General features: G+C 54.6%; 9 protein-coding genes, 1 tRNA gene and 4 rRNA genes. 9 read left to right on the forward strand and 5 right to left on the reverse strand.

All coding sequences use genetic code 11. The annotated features are described in order from the left end of the window. Nucleotides 1-23 precede the first annotated feature (23 nt). Nucleotides 24-1,121: a tRNA 2-selenouridine(34) synthase MnmH gene (mnmH, locus tag J8Z22_RS01090; RefSeq protein WP_028112683.1), complete on the reverse strand. Its 1,098-nt coding sequence runs from the start codon at nt 1,119-1,121 to the stop codon at nt 24-26. Then, a complete protein-coding gene (gene selD / locus J8Z22_RS01095) occupies nt 1,121-2,161 on the reverse strand; it encodes a selenide, water dikinase SelD (protein WP_252008413.1) in 1,041 nt (346 codons plus the stop codon). Before selD ends, mnmH begins: the two co-directional genes overlap by 1 nt. A gap of 275 nt (nt 2,162-2,436) precedes the next feature. Between selD and J8Z22_RS01100 the strand changes: the two genes are divergently transcribed. Further along, a complete protein-coding gene (locus J8Z22_RS01100) occupies nt 2,437-3,738 on the forward strand; it encodes an endonuclease/exonuclease/phosphatase family protein (protein WP_252008415.1) in 1,302 nt (433 codons plus the stop codon). A 24-nt stretch (nt 3,739-3,762) separates the two neighbouring features. Here J8Z22_RS01100 and J8Z22_RS01105 read toward each other — a convergent pair whose 3' ends face one another. Together J8Z22_RS01105 and J8Z22_RS01110 are read right to left on the reverse strand one after the other, a co-directional pair. Continuing rightward, a complete protein-coding gene (locus J8Z22_RS01105) occupies nt 3,763-4,632 on the reverse strand; it encodes an alpha/beta fold hydrolase (protein WP_252008417.1) in 870 nt (289 codons plus the stop codon). A 7-nt stretch (nt 4,633-4,639) separates the two neighbouring features. Beyond that, on the reverse strand, nt 4,640-5,761 hold the full coding sequence (locus tag J8Z22_RS01110; RefSeq protein ID WP_252008419.1) for a fatty acid desaturase: 1,122 nt from the start codon (nt 5,759-5,761) through the stop codon (nt 4,640-4,642). A gap of 145 nt (nt 5,762-5,906) precedes the next feature. Here J8Z22_RS01110 and fabR point away from each other — a divergent pair, with 145 nt between their 5' ends. Both fabR and J8Z22_RS01120 read left to right on the forward strand, forming a co-directional pair. Further along, entirely contained in the window at nt 5,907-6,548 is a 642-nt protein-coding gene (gene fabR / locus J8Z22_RS01115) for an HTH-type transcriptional repressor FabR (RefSeq protein ID WP_252008421.1), read from the forward strand. An 86-nt stretch (nt 6,549-6,634) separates the two neighbouring features. Continuing rightward, entirely contained in the window at nt 6,635-7,351 is a 717-nt protein-coding gene (locus tag J8Z22_RS01120) for a hypothetical protein (RefSeq protein ID WP_252008424.1), read from the forward strand. 66 nt (nt 7,352-7,417) lie between these two features. Here J8Z22_RS01120 and trmA read toward each other — a convergent pair whose 3' ends face one another. After that, nucleotides 7,418-8,518: a tRNA (uridine(54)-C5)-methyltransferase TrmA gene (gene trmA, locus J8Z22_RS01125; protein WP_252008426.1), complete on the reverse strand. Its 1,101-nt coding sequence runs from the start codon at nt 8,516-8,518 to the stop codon at nt 7,418-7,420. Between the two features lie 135 nt (nt 8,519-8,653). On the opposite strand from trmA, the gene murI reads away from it, so the two are divergent. The 6 genes from murI to J8Z22_RS01155 all read left to right on the forward strand — a co-directional run bounded on the left by murI (nt 8,654) and on the right by J8Z22_RS01155 (nt 17,689). Then, a complete protein-coding gene (gene murI, locus J8Z22_RS01130; RefSeq protein WP_252008428.1) occupies nt 8,654-9,421 on the forward strand; it encodes a glutamate racemase in 768 nt (255 codons plus the stop codon). 395 nt (nt 9,422-9,816) lie between these two features. Beyond that, a 16S ribosomal RNA gene (locus J8Z22_RS01135) occupies nt 9,817-11,373 on the forward strand. Between the two features lie 233 nt (nt 11,374-11,606). Beyond that, a 23S ribosomal RNA gene (locus J8Z22_RS01140) occupies nt 11,607-14,496 on the forward strand. 94 nt (nt 14,497-14,590) lie between these two features. After that, a 5S ribosomal RNA gene (gene rrf, locus J8Z22_RS01145) occupies nt 14,591-14,705 on the forward strand. 45 nt (nt 14,706-14,750) lie between these two features. Next, a tRNA-Asp gene (locus J8Z22_RS01150) sits at nt 14,751-14,827 on the forward strand. Nucleotides 14,828-16,132: 1,305 nt separating this feature from the next. Then, nucleotides 16,133-17,689: ribosomal RNA gene (locus J8Z22_RS01155) — 16S ribosomal RNA — on the forward strand. Together the 16S, 23S and 5S rRNA genes with 1 tRNA gene alongside form the textbook arrangement of a ribosomal RNA operon. Nucleotides 17,690-17,751: the final 62 nt, after the last annotated feature.

Genomic DNA, 17,751 nt, shown 5'->3' on the forward strand with positions numbered 1-17,751 from the left:
CGGCCCTCGGGGCCGTTTTTTTGTTACTGGTGCCTGGCCTTGTGATCCAGCCATTGGTGGACAGCCTGATGGTCTCCCTGGAAGACCACCCGTTGGCGTCGTTTCTCCAGTTGATGACGGTACATGGGGTCGTAGTAATCCTGCAGCAGAGAGTCGATCCATTGTCGGTGACCGTCCATATCGCCACTGGGCTGACGCTGCAGCGCCAACTCCATGACGCCGCGAAGTTGGCGGTATTTTTGATCGCCCAGACGTTTTTGTATTCGGTCCAGTGCGCCCAGCAGATGGTTCTGGAAGTTGGCGTAACCAAGTTCCTGGCCGTCCCTGTCGATGAAGGCCGTGGCCATGTCGGTGACATAATCACGCAAAATTCGTTCGATGCGGTCGTGGTGTGACACTTCCAGCAGTACCAGTGGCGCTGCCTGCATGCGCTCGTGCATCTCCAGGGGTAACGACACTCGGCCGATAAGACGGCTCTCATCCTCCAGCACCAATTGACGGTGGTGTTGCTGATGCTGCATCAGCGCCACCGCGAGGGCGTTTTCAAAATTGATCTGCACCGGTTGTTCGGTGATTTGACGGCCAAAGCTGGAACCCCGGTGGTTGGCCAACCCCTCCAGATCCACCATATCCTGGCGACACTTTAGGAAGTCGGTCTTACCGCAACCGGTCATGCCACCGATGATCCACATCGGCGTGTGCGCGGTGATGGTGTCAGTCTGGGTCATCAGGAAGCTGCGCATCGCCTTGTAGCCGCCCTCAATATAGGGGCGCTGGTGTCCGGCTTCGGCAATCCATTCCTGGCTCAGCTGGCTTCTGAGACCGCCGCGAAAGCAATACAGGTAGGCATCCGGGTGGCACTCAATGAACTCTCGCCAGGCGTGTTGTCGCTGAGCCTTGACCTTGCCATGAACCAGTTTATGGCCCAGTTCAATCGCCGCCATTTGACCCTGTTTCTTGTAACAGGTGCCTACGGCGGCGCGCTCTTGGTCGGTCATTAGAGGCAGGTTGACGCTGTTGGGGAAGGCGCCTTTGGCAAACTCCACCGGCGATCGCAGATCGATCAGCGGACGGTCGGAGAGCAGGATGTCACGGTAGTGTTCGGCACTGACGGTGGCCATTATTCAGTTACCTCGATGCGGCCTTCACCCTGGGGCTCGGCCAGGGTGCCGATGGGGTGCAGGGGCAGATTGGCGGCAGCCAGCAGGGCTTCGACCTGGGCAATCGCCTTAGGGTCCACCGCAATCAGCAGGCCACCGGAGGTTTGGGGGTCGCACATCAGGGTGCGGCTGCGCGGGTCCAGGGTCGGCAGTTTGTGGCCGTAACTGTCGAAATTGCGACCGGCACCGCCAGGGACGCAGCCCTGAGCCAGGTAGTGGTCGACCTGATCCAGCAGTGGCAATTTGGACAGAGACACCCGGGCTTTGAGGTTGGCGCCTTCGCACAGTTCGATCAGGTGGCCGGCCAGGCCAAAACCGGTGACGTCGGTCATGGCGCAGACACCGTCGATCTGTGCCAACTCGGCACCGATGGTGTTGAGCTGGCACATGGCTTCCACGGCGATGCCGTCGTGCTCTGGTGCCAGTTTCTTCTGTTTCTGAGCCGTGGTCAGAATGCCGACGCCCAGGGGTTTGGTCAGGTACAGGGTGCTGCCTGCGGTGGCAGTGTCGTTACGCTTAAGCTGGGACAGGGGCACCTGCCCGGTGACCGCCAGACCGAAAATCGGCTCTGGGGCGTCGATGGAATGGCCTCCGGCCAACATGATGCCGGCGTCGCGACAGGCGGCGCGGCCGCCTTCAATCACCTGTTGCCCCACCTCGGCTGGCAACAGGTTGACTGGCCAGCCGAAAATGGCGATGGCCATGATGGGTCGACCGCCCATGGCATAGATGTCGCTAATGGCATTGGTGGCGGCGATGCGGCCAAAGGTGAAGGGGTCATCGACGATGGGCATGAAGAAGTCGGTGGTGCTGATGATGCCTGTGGTGCCGTCGAGATCGTAGACGGCGGCGTCATCGCGGCTGGCATTGCCGACCACCAGACGCTGGTCATCAAAGGGCGTCAACTGACTGGCCAGTAAGGTATCCAATACCTTCGGGGAGATCTTGCATCCGCATCCCGCGCCGTGGCTGTATTCCGTCAGTTTGATGGGAGTGGTCATCGTCGTTCGCCTGTTTCGGTTTTGGTGGAAATGGCACTGATGATACCCCATGCGAAGGCCAAGGGAATCCATGTTGGCGCAGATTCTCACGATTAAATTCGATTGTTATTGCTTTCTTACTCTTGCTCAAATTACTTAGGTGCTGGATTTTAAAGGGAAATCGGTTTCCCGGTAAACATTTTCATCACAAATGCGCATCATTTATGTCCTTGATTTTATTCATGTTTGGTCGTAATTTGAGCGACTGTTCCATTAATCCAGTCAAGAGATCCCCGATGAATTTGAAACCCATGTTAGCGGTGACCACGGCGCTGTGGCTCAGTGCTTGCGGTGATTCCAGCGGCACCAATGATTTCAACGATACCATCCGCTTTGCCACCTACCATGCCGATATGGAGTTTTCCGATTACAACCAGGCGTTGAGTGAAACCGGCAGCGGCAACGAGCAGCGTCTGCAGAATGTGGCCGAAGTGATTCAACGGGCCAAGCCGGATGTGCTGCTGCTGACCGGGTTCTCCGGTGCCGACGGACTCGGCGGTGAAGAGTATCGCAAGCGGGCTCTGGAGCTGTTTGTCAGTGAGTATCTGAATCAGGCACAGGATCCGGACCTGGAGCCGGTCAGCTACCCCTATCTGTACCTGGCCACCAGTAACTCCGGCATTCCGGTGCTCGATGATCTGAATAAAGATGGCTCGGCGCCGGGCACCCTGCCGTTCGACGCCAAAGGCTATGGTCACTATGCCGGTGAGAAGAGTTTTGCGCTGCTGTCCCGCTATGCGCTGGATGAAAACAACGTTCGTACCTACCGGCAGCTGGAGTGGAAAAAGGTGCCGACCGCCGATGGTCAGCAGAAGCCTCAGGACGGCAGTGGCAATGATTGGTTTGCCACCGACACCTGGAACAGCCTGCCATTGATGGACACCAACTTTGTCGACATCCCCATGAGACTGCCAGACGGTCGCATGGTGCAGCTACTGACAACCTACCTGGGAGAGCCGGCGGAGGTGGACGCTTCTAACCGAGCCTACATGCGTAATCGCGCCCAGGTGGAGTTTGTGGCCGATTACATCAGTCAGGATAACAACAACTACATCGTCAATGACGATGATAACAACCGTCGCATCACCGGGGGCTACGACAGCAGCCGTCCTTTCGTGTTGATGGGTAACTTCTACAACGATCATGAGGGGGCCTGGGCCCTGGGCGCCGATGGTACCCCCAGCTACCGTGCCGATTCCAGCGCCATGCGGACTCTGGTCAACTCCAGCACCCTGCACCGCTTTACCGGGGTGAACTGGGAGGCCCCCACCAGTGCTGCCGGGGTCGATTATGCCCAAACCACGGCTAGTACCCACAGTATGCCTGGCATCATTACTGGCCTGAATGCGCTGCGTAACGACTACATCATGTTGGAGCAGCAACTGAAGTTTGTTGATCAGGGTATCGTCTGGGCTCAGCTCGGCGACGACGGCGAGGCGCTGTTCTATCGGGACAATGGTCAGGGGCAGATGGTGAACGATCCCCAGGCCAGTTCCTCTCACCGTTTGGTGTGGATGGACGTCAGTTTTAGTCAGTAGACCAGAGCCACCCATTGCACAGGGTCAGCCAGCGGCTGGCCCTGTTTGTTTTTGGCTGCGGTTAATGAAGTCCCGCCAGTGGCTCAGTACCCGCTCGGGGGCTTCCAGCTGTGGGTAGTGGCCGACCCGATCCAGTTCGCTGATGTCGGCATCGGCGATCAGCTGCCGATAGCGTTGCACCAGAGTGTGGCCCGAGATGGGATCCTGAGTGCCATCGATCAGCTTCAGCGGTACCTGTGTGTCCACCAGCGCCTGGGTCCAGCGTTGCTGGTGCTGTCGGCGCTGAGCCATGTAATCCAGAATCGATGGCATCACTCGCCGCCCCTGATTGAACAGCAGCAATTGCCACAGGGTGTCCAGTTCGGTTGTGGTGGGTTTCTGATCACCCCAGATGCGATTAAGGCTGGCGTCAAAACGGCGTCGGCCGAGAAACCGTATCAACAGCGGCCCCAGCGGTGAGGCCAGCAACGTCTGAATCTTCAGCGGCCGGTGGGCGTCGGCAAACAGGCCGCCATTGAGGAAACAGCAACTGAGCCAGCGGTCCGGGTCGATGGCCAGCAGTTCCTGGGCCACGCTGTCGCCGTAATCGTGGGCCAGGATGTGCGCCTTGTCTATGGACAACTGCTGCAGCAGAGCTTGCCAATCCCGAGCCTGATCGACGATGCGATAGCGATGGGGGTGCGGCTTGTCACTGAGGCCAAAGCCCAGCATGTCCATGGCGATGACCCGGTAGTCCCGGCTCAACTGCGGCAGCAGAGGGTGCCAGTCCCAACTGGCGGAGGGAAAGCCATGGATCAAAAGCAGGACCGGCCCCTGGCCTTGATCCAGATAGAAGCGCCGGTATCCGCCCTGATGGAACCAGCGGCCCTGCTGTTGCCACTGCTGCAGTGTCATGGCTGCATCAGCCGTTGGCCAGTGTGGCCGTTGCCAGTTGTTGCCGCAGTTTCAGCCATTGCTGCTGCTGTTCCTGCAGACACTGCTTCATCTCTTTCAACTGCGACTTGGCACTGCTGTCAAGATGCTGTCGCTTCTCTTTCAGCGTCTGCTGCTTGGCCTGATAATAAAGCTTCATTCGCTCCAGTACGCTCTGGTACTGATGCTCCAGTTTATTGAGCCACTCCTCCGGCAGTCCTCGATCCAGCAACATCGCCTTGCTCTGCTTCAGCTGCATCTGCAACTTGGCGGTTTCGATGCGTTCGGCCGGCACCTCCCTCAGGTTGGAGGCCAGTTTCAGCTTGGCCAGGGCGCCGATGAGCCATTTGGTCGGATCGAAATGGAACCAGCGAATGCCGTTGCGCCAGTCATACTCGAAGGTATGGTGGAAGTTGTGGTAGCCCTCTCCGAAAGTCAGCAGTGCAATGACGCCGTTGTCGCGGCTGGATTGTTTATCGCTGTAGGGCTGGCTGCCCCAGATATGGGCCAGGGAGTTAATAAAGAAGGTGCCGTGGTGCATCGCCACCAGTCGTACTACGCCGGCCATCAGGAAGGTGCCCCAGATGTCACCAATGAGCACGCCTGCCAGCAGTGGCAGGGCGATGTTGGTGGCTAATACCAAGACGGCATAATGTTTGTGTTGGAACATCACGATGGCATTTTTCTGTAGATCCCGGGCGTTACTGTAGTCCGGTTCGCCCTGATAATTTCGCAGCATCCAACCGATGTGGCTGTACCAGAAGCCACGGCTGGCGCTGTAGGGGTCTTTGCTGTCGTGATCCACATGCTTGTGATGGCGGCGGTGATCCGAGGCCCAGTGCAGGATGCTGTTTTGCAATGCCATGGCGCCGCCAATGGCCAGGAACCACTGTACGGCCGGGTGGGCCGCATAGGCCTTGTGGGACCAGAGGCGGTGATAGCCGGCGGTGATCGACAGGCCGTTCCAGGCCCACAACAGCACGGCCAGCACCAGGGTTTCAGTTTGGTAGCCGACCAGATACCCGTGCAGGGGCGCCAGGGTCAACGCGGCCAGGCCGGTGAGTCCGAAGATAAGGGCATTTAGTATGATCAGTGGCGGTTTAGGATTCATCCGTGATACTCATTCAGCTTACATCTGTGCGCTATTTTGGTGATCTTTGTCGAAGAACTCAAGCGGCAATTGATATAGGTCGCAGGTGAGCTTTGTCGACATTCAAGTTAGAATGGTCGACTTGTTCATTAAGGGTAGTAAATCAATGGGGATTCGAGCACAGCAAAAAGAGCGCACCCGGCGCGCATTGTTGGACGCGGCATTCAATCAGCTGAGTGCTGAGCGCAGCATCTCCAACTTGAGCCTGAGGGAAGTGGCCCGGGAAGCTGGCATTGCTCCAACCTCGTTTTATCGACACTTCAAGGATATGGAAGAGCTGGGCCTGACCATGGTGGACGAAGGTGGTCTGACATTGCGACAACTGATGCGTAAAGGGCGGCAGCGGGCAGAAGAGGGCGGTAGCGTGATTCGGGCCTCCATCGAGACCTTTATGGAGTTCATCGACAGCAACCCCAATGTGTTCCGTTTGCTGTTGCGGGAGCGCTCAGGCACGTCGTCGGCATTCCGTGGTGCGGTGAACCGGGAGATTCGCCATTTCATCGATGAATTGAATCACTACCTCCAAGCCAAGGCCGGCCGTCGACCGGATCTGGCCTACGCTCAGGCCGAAGCGCTGGTGACGCTGGTGTTTGCCAGTGGTGCCGAAGCGCTGGATCTGAATAAAAAGGAGCGCCAGGCCCTGGCCGAGCGACTGATCATCCAGTTGAAGATGATCGCCAAAGGCTCGGAGTCTCTGCAGCGAAGTGGCCGGGAAAAAGACCTGGAATCACAGGTTAACCAACCTTAAATCAATAGCTTGACCTTCTTTTGTGGTAGGCTGGGTTGCATCGGAGAGCGATTTGTATTCACCGGCGCAATGAAAAGGAAGGGATTGTGAATTGGAAACAACTTCAGGCTTTAGCGGTGTCTGTTGGGCTGAGTGCCGCGGTTAGTGGCTGCACAGACTCGGCGGTGGCCGAGGAAGCGAACAATGCTGAAATGCTGTGGATGGGAATGGTGTCGGTGGCGGGATTTGGTCGCCAGGCGTGTGTTTCCAGCTCCAGTTTTACTCGGCCGGGCTACGCCCTAAAGACCGACAGTGGCCAACTGCTGCTCGGCGTTTTTTCTCCCTCTCTTAGCCCATCGGGTCTGACGCTGTCAGCGTCCAATCAACTGTTGCCTGTAGGGGATGAGCAGCCCCCTCGACTGGCTCAGGTGCGTCAATCTGGTCATGAATTGCAGGTGTCCGCGTTTGCCGATCGCTATTGTGGTTCCGATACTGCGAGCGGCTCGACCGAGACTGCGATGGGGCTGGCGCTGTGGGAGGCCCGCATGGCCGCTTCCGATGCCCAGCCGGTGGCGTTCACTGCGCCGCTAAATAGCTGTACCTCTGACGGTTGTGTGGAGGTGGATGCCAATGGCGCGGTGGTGGTGTGCCATCAGGGCACCTGTACCCAATGGGGCATTCTGGACTTGTCCACCTCGTCAACGGGACGGTTGGCGTTCAGTGATCAAGAGGGTTTTCTGCAGCTGTTGCGGATTGAGGATGTCTGTCTGGGGATTGTGCATAGCAACGATGTCAATTTTGGTTTCATCGACACCTGCCGTTAGCACCATGCTTATGGCAACCAAAAAGCGCAGCCTCTTGGCTGCGCTTTTTGTTGGGGCGGTTAGTGCTTACTTACGTTCCAGCAGCACACCCGCTTCCATATGGTGGGTGTAGGGGAACTGATCAAACAGCGCCAGTCGGGTGATCTTGTGAGTCTGGCCCAGGGTTTGCAGGTTATCCAGCAGAGTCTCTGGGTTACAGGAGATGTAGAGGATGCGATCGTAACCCTGCACCATTTTTTCGGTGGCCTTATCCAGACCGGCTCGTGGCGGATCCACGAAGATGGTGTTGCAGTTAAAGGCGGTCAGGTCGATGCCCTTCAGGCGGCGAAACTCGCGGACGCCGTTCATGGCGTCGGTAAAGTCTTCGGCGGACATGCGAATGATGGTGACGTTGTCGATGTGGTTGGCAGCAATGTTGTGCTGAGCCGACTCCACCGATGGCTTGGCCAATTCGGTGGCCAGAACCCGTTCGAAGTTTTGTGCCAATGCCAGGGAGAAGTTGCCGTTGCCACAGTACAGCTCCAGCAGATCGCCGCTGCTGTTTCGAGTGCAGTCCACTGCCCACTCCAACATCTTTTCCGCCACTCGGCCATTGGGCTGGGTAAAGCTGTTTTCAATCTGGCGGTACTGCATCGGGGTGCCGTGAACCGTCAGGGTCTCGTCGACGTAGTCTCGCTCCAGGCAGATCTTCTGCTTCTTGGCCCGGCCAATGATGTCGACCTTATACCCCTGCTGTTGCCACTGCTGCCTCAACTCGGCGATGCCGGTTTCCCAGGCTTCATCCAGTTGGCGGTGATACAGCATGGAGATCACCAGCTCTCCACTGAGGGAGGAGAGAAAATCCACCTGGAACAACTTAAACCGCAGCGCCGGGAAGGGTTTGATGGCGGCCATCAATTTGGGCATAAAGGTGTTGATCAGTTCACTGGCGGGCAGGAACTGATCGGTGCGGACTTTGCCCCCTTTCGCCTGATCAAACATGATGTAATACAGGTCATCGTCATCGTGCCACACCCGGAACTCCGCGCGCATGCGGTAGTGGGTTGGCTCGGAGGCAAACACCTCCAGATCCGGAGCGTTAAAGGGCGCAAACATGGTGGTCATGCGCTCGCATTTTTGTGCCAATTGCTGATCGTAATTAGCTGGATCAAGAGCTTTCAGATCCATGGTGGTCTCCGGTAGCTGGGTAAAAGAGGGGGAATTCTAACCAAGCGCGACCGTAAGTCTAGTCCTCTTGGTAAATGCCCGGCTCTGTGTGAAAATCATCAGCTGCCATTTTCGCGTTAGATGATCCAGATTTCCATGAGTTCGATACTGTTGTTTGATTCCGGTGTAGGCGGCTTGTCGGTTTATAGCCATATCAGGCAGGCGTTTCCCGCCTGGCCGATCCATTATCTGGCTGACAATGCACGCTTCCCTTATGGAGAGTTGGAAGATCAGGAGTTGGTGTCGGGTTGTGTGGCGTTGATTGATGACGCGGTGAATACCCTAAAACCGGCATTAGTGGTGGTGGCGTGCAATTCTGCCAGTACGTTGGCCCTGCCGGCATTGCGGCAAAGACTGTCGGTGCCGGTGATCGGGGTGGTACCGGCAATTAAACCGGCGGCCCAATTGAGCCGCCGTAAGATGATCGGTTTGTTGGCCACCCCGGGAACGGTGTCCCGCTCCTATACGGATACCCTGGTGGATCAATTCGCTGCCGATTGTCGGGTACTGCGCCTGGGCAGCAGCGAACTGGTTCGGCTGTCCGAGGGCAAGCTCGCCGGCCAGGCCGTGCCGACCTCGACGCTGGCTGCCATTCTGCAGCCCTTTATGGCGGATGACGTTCGCCCCGATGTGGTGGTGCTGGGTTGCACCCACTTTCCTCTATTAAGAGCAGAGTTGTCTGCGGTGCTGGGGCCAGATGTGGCTCTGGTGGATTCCGGTGACGCCATTGCCCGCCGTGCGCAGACTTTACTTAGCCATCGGCTTGAGGCGCCGTTGTCGATACCAAATCGGTATTTGTGGAGCGGTGCTGCCCCTAGCATGGGGTTAAAACGGCTATTGAGGGGCTACGGGTTTGATCTTTAACCTGAATTTGTCTGCTTTTGAGGCTTTTAGGTCAGAATGATCACAAACGACCTTTTTTATCGAAAAACCCTCTTGCGTTCCGCTGGGGGCTCCCTATAATGCGCTTCCTGTCGACGGGGCACAGCGGCTTACTTCGTTAAGCACTGAGCAACAATTCGACACTCGGAAAAGCCTTTGAAAATAACGCTTGACGGGGATTGAGGAAAGCGTAAGATACGCAGCCTCAGCAACGGGAACCACGGTTCGGTTGCAACGCTCTTTAACAATTAGTCAGACAATCTGTGTGGGCACTCGCGCAGGATTGATATCTCATATATCAATGTTGCACTGAGTGACTATAACAAGTTAATTCAGTAATTCATTGAGTCGAAGTTTTCGGACTTCAAAAAACTTTTTAATTGAAGAGTTTGATCATGGCTCAGATTGAACGCTGGCGGCAGGCCTAACACATGCAAGTCGAGCGGAAACGACATCATTGAAGCTTCGGTGGATTTGATGGGCGTCGAGCGGCGGACGGGTGAGTAATGCTTAGGAATTTGCCCAGTCGAGGGGGATAACCATTGGAAACGATGGCTAATACCGCATACGCCCTACGGGGGAAAGAGGGGGATGCTTTTGCACCTTTCGCGATTGGATAAGCCTAAGTGAGATTAGCTAGTTGGTGGGGTAAAGGCTCACCAAGGCGACGATCTCTAGCTGGTTTGAGAGGATGATCAGCCACACTGGAACTGAGACACGGTCCAGACTCCTACGGGAGGCAGCAGTGGGGAATATTGCACAATGGGCGCAAGCCTGATGCAGCCATGCCGCGTGTATGAAGAAGGCCTTCGGGTTGTAAAGTACTTTCAGCGAGGAGGAAAGGTTAGTAGTTAATACCTGCTAGCTGTGACGTTACTCGCAGAAGAAGCACCGGCTAACTCCGTGCCAGCAGCCGCGGTAATACGGAGGGTGCGAGCGTTAATCGGAATTACTGGGCGTAAAGCGCATGCAGGCGGTTGATTAAGCGAGATGTGAAAGCCCCGGGCTTAACCTGGGAACTGCATTTCGAACTGGTCAACTAGAGTCTTGTAGAGGGAGGTAGAATTTCAGGTGTAGCGGTGAAATGCGTAGAGATCTGAAGGAATACCAGTGGCGAAGGCGGCCTCCTGGACAAAGACTGACGCTCAGATGCGAAAGCGTGGGGAGCAAACAGGATTAGATACCCTGGTAGTCCACGCCGTAAACGATGTCTATTAGGAGTCTGTGCCCTTGAGGCGTGGGTTCCAAAGCTAACGCATTAAATAGACCGCCTGGGGAGTACGGCCGCAAGGTTAAAACTCAAATGAATTGACGGGGGCCCGCACAAGCGGTGGAGCATGTGGTTTAATTCGATGCAACGCGAAGAACCTTACCATCTCTTGACATCCACGGAAGCTTGGGGAGACCCGAGTGTGCCTTCGGGAACCGTGAGACAGGTGCTGCATGGCTGTCGTCAGCTCGTGTTGTGAAATGTTGGGTTAAGTCCCGCAACGAGCGCAACCCTTGTCCTTAGTTGCCAGCACGTAATGGTGGGAACTCTAGGGAGACTGCCGGTGATAAACCGGAGGAAGGTGGGGACGACGTCAAGTCATCATGGCCCTTACGAGATGGGCTACACACGTGCTACAATGGTCGGTACAAAGGGTTGCCAGCTAGCGATAGTGAGCCAATCCCATAAAGCCGGTCGTAGTCCGGATTGGAGTCTGCAACTCGACTCCATGAAGTCGGAATCGCTAGTAATCGTAGATCAGAATGCTACGGTGAATACGTTCCCGGGCCTTGTACACACCGCCCGTCACACCATGGGAGTGGGCTGCAAAAGAAGTGGGTAGTTTAACCGTTCGCGGAGGACGCTCACCACTTTGTGGTTCATGACTGGGGTGAAGTCGTAACAAGGTAGCCCTAGGGGAACCTGGGGCTGGATCACCTCCTTACGAAACAGATACGGTTTTGCGTTGAGTGTTCACACAGATTGTCTGAAATCATCCTAACGGATGATTTTGGCGTTTTTGCTTTTAGCAAAAACTTGCTCTTTAACAATTTGGACAAGCTGATAAATTTCTCGAGATATTTGCAATTTTTGCAAGTGCCTTGAATATCTGGCGATAAATTAACGTATTGGTTGTTTGACTATGTTAAGCAACTCCAAGACTTATTGGGGTTGTATGGTTAAGTGACTAAGCGTACACGGTGGATGCCTAGGCAGTCAGAGGCGATGAAGGACGTAGTAACTTGCGATAAGCGATGATTAGGCAGTAACAGCCACTTGAGTCATCGATTTCCGAATGGGGAAACCCGGCCACGTAAGTGGTCACTGTGCACTGAATACATAGGTGTATGGAGCGAACCAGGGGAACTGAAACATCTAAGTACCCTGAGGAAAAGAAATCAATTGAGATTCCCTAAGTAGCGGCGAGCGAACGGGGATTAGCCCTTAAGCGCAGAGGGTGTTAGTGGAACGGTCTGGAAAGTCCGGCGATACAGGGTGATAGCCCCGTACACGAAAACTAACTTTGCGTGAAATCGAGTAGGACGGGACACGTGATATCTTGTCTGAACATGGGGGGACCATCCTCCAAGGCTAAATACTCCTGACTGACCGATAGTGAACCAGTACCGTGAGGGAAAGGCGAAAAGAACCCCTGTGAGGGGAGTGAAATAGAACCTGAAACCGTGTACGTACAAGCAGTGGGAGCCGACTTGTTCGGTGACTGCGTACCTTTTGTATAATGGGTCAGCGACTTACATTTTGTAGCGAGGTTAACCGCATAGGGGAGCCGTAGGGAAACCGAGTCTTAACTGGGCGAATGAGTTGCAAGGTGTAGACCCGAAACCCGGTGATCTATCCATGAGCAGGTTGAAGGTTGGGTAACACCAACTGGAGGACCGAACCCACTAATGTTGCAAAATTAGGGGATGACTTGTGGATAGGGGTGAAAGGCCAATCAAACCGGGAGATAGCTGGTTCTCCTCGAAAGCTATTTAGGTAGCGCCTCGTATCTCACCATTGGGGGTAGAGCACTGTTAAGGCTAGGGGGTCATCCCGACTTACCAACCCTTTGCAAACTCCGAATACCAATGAGTGCAATTACGGGAGACACACGGCGGGTGCTAACGTCCGTCGTGGAGAGGGAAACAACCCAGACCGCCAGCTAAGGTCCCAAAGTTCTAGTTAAGTGGGAAACGATGTGGAAAGGCTCAGACAGCCAGGATGTTGGCTTAGAAGCAGCCATCATTTAAAGAAAGCGTAATAGCTCACTGGTCGAGTCGGTCTGCGCGGAAGATGTAACGGGGCTAAACTAGACACCGAAGCTGCGGATGCACACTTGTGTGCATGGTAGAGGAGCGTTCTGTAAGCGGTTGAAGGTGTGTCGAGAGGCATGCTGGACGTATCAGAAGTGCGAATGCTGACATGAGTAACGTTAAAGCGGGTGAAAAACCCGCTCGCCGGAAGACCAAGGGTTCCTGTCCAACGTTAATCGGGGCAGGGTGAGTCGACCCCTAAGGCGAGGCCGAAAGGCGTAGTCGATGGGAAACGGGTTAATATTCCCGTACTTCTTCTTACTGCGATGGAGTGACGGAGAAGGCTAGGCCAGCGCACTATCGGATGTGCGTTTAAGGTTGTAGGCTGTGTGTTTAGGCAAATCCGGACACACATTAGGCTGAGAGCTGATGACGAGGTGCTACGGCACTGAAGTGGTTGATGCCATGCTTCCAGGAAAAACTTCTAAGCTTCAGGTAAGAAGGAATCGTACCCCAAACCAACACTGGTGGTCAGGTAGAGAATACCAAGGCGCTTGAGAGAACTCGGGTGAAGGAACTAGGCAAAATGGTACCGTAACTTCGGGAGAAGGTACGCCGCTGACGGTGATGGGACTTGCTCCCTAAGCTGTTGGCGGTCGCAGATACCAGGTGGCTGCAACTGTTTATCAAAAACACAGCACTGTGCAAACTCGTAAGAGGACGTATACGGTGTGACGCCTGCCCGGTGCCGGAAGGTTAATTGATGGGGTTACTCTTCGGAGGAAGCTCTTGATCGAAGCCCCGGTAAACGGCGGCCGTAACTATAACGGTCCTAAGGTAGCGAAATTCCTTGTCGGGTAAGTTCCGACCTGCACGAATGGCGTAATGATGGCCACGCTGTCTCCACCCGAGACTCAGTGAAATTGAAATTGCGGTGAAGATGCCGTATACCCGCGGCTAGACGGAAAGACCCCGTGAACCTTTACTACAGCTTGGCACTGAACATTGACCCTACATGTGTAGGATAGGTGGGAGGCTTTGAAACCATGTCGCTAGATGTGGTGGAGCCGACCTTGAAATACCACCCTTGTAGTGTTGATGTTCTAACTTAGGCCCCTGAATCGGGGTTGAGGACAGTGCCTGGTGGGTAGTTTGACTGGGGCGGTCTCCTCCCAAAGAGTAACGGAGGAGCACGAAGGTTGGCTAAGTATGGTCGGACATCATACGGTTAGTGCAATGGCATAAGCCAGCTTAACTGCGAGACAGACACGTCGAGCAGGTACGAAAGTAGGTCATAGTGATTCCGGTGGTTCTGCATGGAAGGGCCATCGCTCAACGGATAAAAGGTACTCCGGGGATAACAGGCTGATACCGCCCAAGAGTTCATATCGACGGCGGTGTTTGGCACCTCGATGTCGGCTCATCACATCCTGGGGCTGAAGTCGGTCCCAAGGGTATGGCTGTTCGCCATTTAAAGTGGTACGCGAGCTGGGTTCAGAACGTCGTGAGACAGTTCGGTCCCTATCTGCCGTGGGCGTTTGAGAATTGAGAGGAGCTGCTCCTAGTACGAGAGGACCGGAGTGGACGAACCTCTGGTGTTCCGGTTGTCACGCCAGTGGCATTGCCGGGTAGCTAAGTTCGGAATCGATAACCGCTGAAAGCATCTAAGCGGGAAGCGAGCCTCAAGATGAGTTCTCACTGGGACTTTAAGTCCCCTGAAGGGCCGTGGAAGACTACCACGTTGATAGGCAAGGTGTGTAAGCGTTGTGAGGCGTTGAGCTAACTTGTACTAATGACCCGTGAGGCTTAACCATACAACACCCAATGGGTTTTGATATCCCAGATAGTTAAGCGCTTGCAAGAATGCAAACGAGAAAATCAGCTTGTGCGAATTGATAACAGTTTTTGTCTGACGACAATAGCGCTGTGGCCCCACCTGATCCCATGCCGAACTCAGAAGTGAAACACAGTAGCGCCGATGGTAGTGTGGGAGTTCCCATGTGAGAGTAGGTCATCGTCAGACTCCCTTTTAGAGAATCGATACGTCGGTTGTCTACACAGATTGTGCGGAGTGGTAGTTCAGTTGGTTAGAATACCGGCCTGTCACGCCGGGGGTCGCGGGTTCGAGTCCCGTCCACTCCGCCAACAAACGAAATAGCCCTGACCTTTTGGTCAGGGCTTTTTTCGTTTGTGCCTTATAGTGGACTACCCGAGTCGCTTTTTAGGGCATTGGAAGTCAATCGCTCCTTGAGTGATTAAACCCGTCCCTGGTGGATCCCTCGGCTCTGCGTCCTGCCTCGCGTTTCTCGCGCTGCGAAGCTTTGCTTCGGTCACTCGAAACCCACTCCGCCAACTATTTAGATAAAACCCAGCCTTGTGCTGGGTTTTGTCGTTTCTGTGATTTGAAAAAATGCACCGCATCGATCGGTACCCACTAATCCGGCCTAATAGCACCGTCGCTCATTGCGAATGCGAGGCCCCAGTGTCTTCGGTTTTGAGTACGGTTAATGAAAGCCACTGGGTACCCGCGTGCGTGGGCACGACGGAGGGATGATTGAGGTTGGTGTGGTAACCAACTGCACCGAGCTCTGTCGATGGCCCTGACCTAACGGTCAGGGCTTTTTTCGTTTCTGAACCTGGAAAAATACAGAGCGCTGCTCGGTTACTTTTTACCTTAACAATAACCACCGTCGCCCTTGCGAACGCGAGGGCCCAGAGTCTTGGTTTTTAGTGCGGAGAATAAAAGCCACTGGGTACCCGCGTGCGCGGGCACGACGGAGGGATGGTTGGGGTACGTTCGAAACGACTAGCACCGATCTTTGCCGATACTGCAATAACTGCCGGATAACGACCAGCGCTACCAGCTGAACTTGGTCGTGGAATGGGTTGGTTCGAGGTTTGCTTATTCCCTGGTGGGTGATTTCTCTCATTCAAAGCGAGCTGGGTGGTGCAAAACCGCTGTTGTGGCCGTTCAGTTGCGGTTGAGGCTGCGTGTTCTACACTCTGATACTCTTCGAAATCGAAGGCAGCAAAACGAAAGTCAGTGGATAACACTGTGGGTAATGTGTGGGATTGCGGTGGGTTTCGCCGTTTAAACCGATATTGAATGAAAAGATGGTATTGGTGCTTGCGGAACCGAATTTGCTCCCTATAATGCTCATCTGTCGACGGGGCACAGCGGCTTACTGAGTAAGACACTGAGCAACAATTCGACACTCGGAAAAGCCTTTGAAAATAACGCTTGACGGGGATTGAGGAAAGCGTAAGATACGCACCTCGCTTCGCTACTCCAACGAGCTGGCAAGCAACGTTCTTTAACAATTAGTCAGACAATCTGTGTGGGCACTCGCGCAGGATTGATATCTCATATATCAATGTTGCACTGAGTGACTATAACAAGTTAATTCAGTAATTCATTGAGTCGAAGTTTTCGGACTTCAAAAAACTTTTTAATTGAAGAGTTTGATCATGGCTCAGATTGAACGCTGGCGGCAGGCCTAACACATGCAAGTCGAGCGGAAACGACATCATTGAAGCTTCGGTGGATTTGATGGGCGTCGAGCGGCGGACGGGTGAGTAATGCTTAGGAATTTGCCCAGTCGAGGGGGATAACCATTGGAAACGATGGCTAATACCGCATACGCCCTACGGGGGAAAGAGGGGGATGCTTTTGCACCTTTCGCGATTGGATAAGCCTAAGTGAGATTAGCTAGTTGGTGGGGTAAAGGCTCACCAAGGCGACGATCTCTAGCTGGTTTGAGAGGATGATCAGCCACACTGGAACTGAGACACGGTCCAGACTCCTACGGGAGGCAGCAGTGGGGAATATTGCACAATGGGCGCAAGCCTGATGCAGCCATGCCGCGTGTATGAAGAAGGCCTTCGGGTTGTAAAGTACTTTCAGCGAGGAGGAAAGGTTAGTAGTTAATACCTGCTAGCTGTGACGTTACTCGCAGAAGAAGCACCGGCTAACTCCGTGCCAGCAGCCGCGGTAATACGGAGGGTGCGAGCGTTAATCGGAATTACTGGGCGTAAAGCGCATGCAGGCGGTTGATTAAGCGAGATGTGAAAGCCCCGGGCTTAACCTGGGAACTGCATTTCGAACTGGTCAACTAGAGTCTTGTAGAGGGAGGTAGAATTTCAGGTGTAGCGGTGAAATGCGTAGAGATCTGAAGGAATACCAGTGGCGAAGGCGGCCTCCTGGACAAAGACTGACGCTCAGATGCGAAAGCGTGGGGAGCAAACAGGATTAGATACCCTGGTAGTCCACGCCGTAAACGATGTCTATTAGGAGTCTGTGCCCTTGAGGCGTGGGTTCCAAAGCTAACGCATTAAATAGACCGCCTGGGGAGTACGGCCGCAAGGTTAAAACTCAAATGAATTGACGGGGGCCCGCACAAGCGGTGGAGCATGTGGTTTAATTCGATGCAACGCGAAGAACCTTACCATCTCTTGACATCCACGGAAGCTTGGGGAGACCCGAGTGTGCCTTCGGGAACCGTGAGACAGGTGCTGCATGGCTGTCGTCAGCTCGTGTTGTGAAATGTTGGGTTAAGTCCCGCAACGAGCGCAACCCTTGTCCTTAGTTGCCAGCACGTAATGGTGGGAACTCTAGGGAGACTGCCGGTGATAAACCGGAGGAAGGTGGGGACGACGTCAAGTCATCATGGCCCTTACGAGATGGGCTACACACGTGCTACAATGGTCGGTACAAAGGGTTGCCAGCTAGCGATAGTGAGCCAATCCCATAAAGCCGGTCGTAGTCCGGATTGGAGTCTGCAACTCGACTCCATGAAGTCGGAATCGCTAGTAATCGTAGATCAGAATGCTACGGTGAATACGTTCCCGGGCCTTGTACACACCGCCCGTCACACCATGGGAGTGGGCTGCAAAAGAAGTGGGTAGTTTAACCGTTCGCGGAGGACGCTCACCACTTTGTGGTTCATGACTGGGGTGAAGTCGTAACAAGGTAGCCCTAGGGGAACCTGGGGCTGGATCACCTCCTTACGAAACAGATACGGTTTTGCGTTGAGTGTTCACACAGATTGTCTGACGAAAGTAAAGATTCG

The organism is Ferrimonas sp. SCSIO 43195, from assembly GCF_023716685.1.
In the GTDB taxonomy this organism is placed as follows: domain Bacteria; phylum Pseudomonadota; class Gammaproteobacteria; order Enterobacterales; family Shewanellaceae; genus Ferrimonas; species Ferrimonas kyonanensis.

Coding starts and splice junctions, on each gene's coding strand:
- mnmH (WP_028112683.1), bottom strand. CDS start 1,121: ATGGCCACCGTCAGTGCCGAACACTACCGTGACATCCTGCTCTCCGAC.
- selD (WP_252008413.1), bottom strand. CDS start 2,161: ATGACCACTCCCATCAAACTGACGGAATACAGCCACGGCGCGGGATGC.
- J8Z22_RS01100 (WP_252008415.1), top strand. CDS start 2,437: ATGAATTTGAAACCCATGTTAGCGGTGACCACGGCGCTGTGGCTCAGT.
- J8Z22_RS01105 (WP_252008417.1), bottom strand. CDS start 4,632: ATGACACTGCAGCAGTGGCAACAGCAGGGCCGCTGGTTCCATCAGGGC.
- J8Z22_RS01110 (WP_252008419.1), bottom strand. CDS start 5,761: ATGAATCCTAAACCGCCACTGATCATACTAAATGCCCTTATCTTCGGA.
- fabR (WP_252008421.1), top strand. CDS start 5,907: ATGGGGATTCGAGCACAGCAAAAAGAGCGCACCCGGCGCGCATTGTTG.
- trmA (WP_252008426.1), bottom strand. CDS start 8,518: ATGGATCTGAAAGCTCTTGATCCAGCTAATTACGATCAGCAATTGGCA.
- murI (WP_252008428.1), top strand. CDS start 8,654: ATGAGTTCGATACTGTTGTTTGATTCCGGTGTAGGCGGCTTGTCGGTT.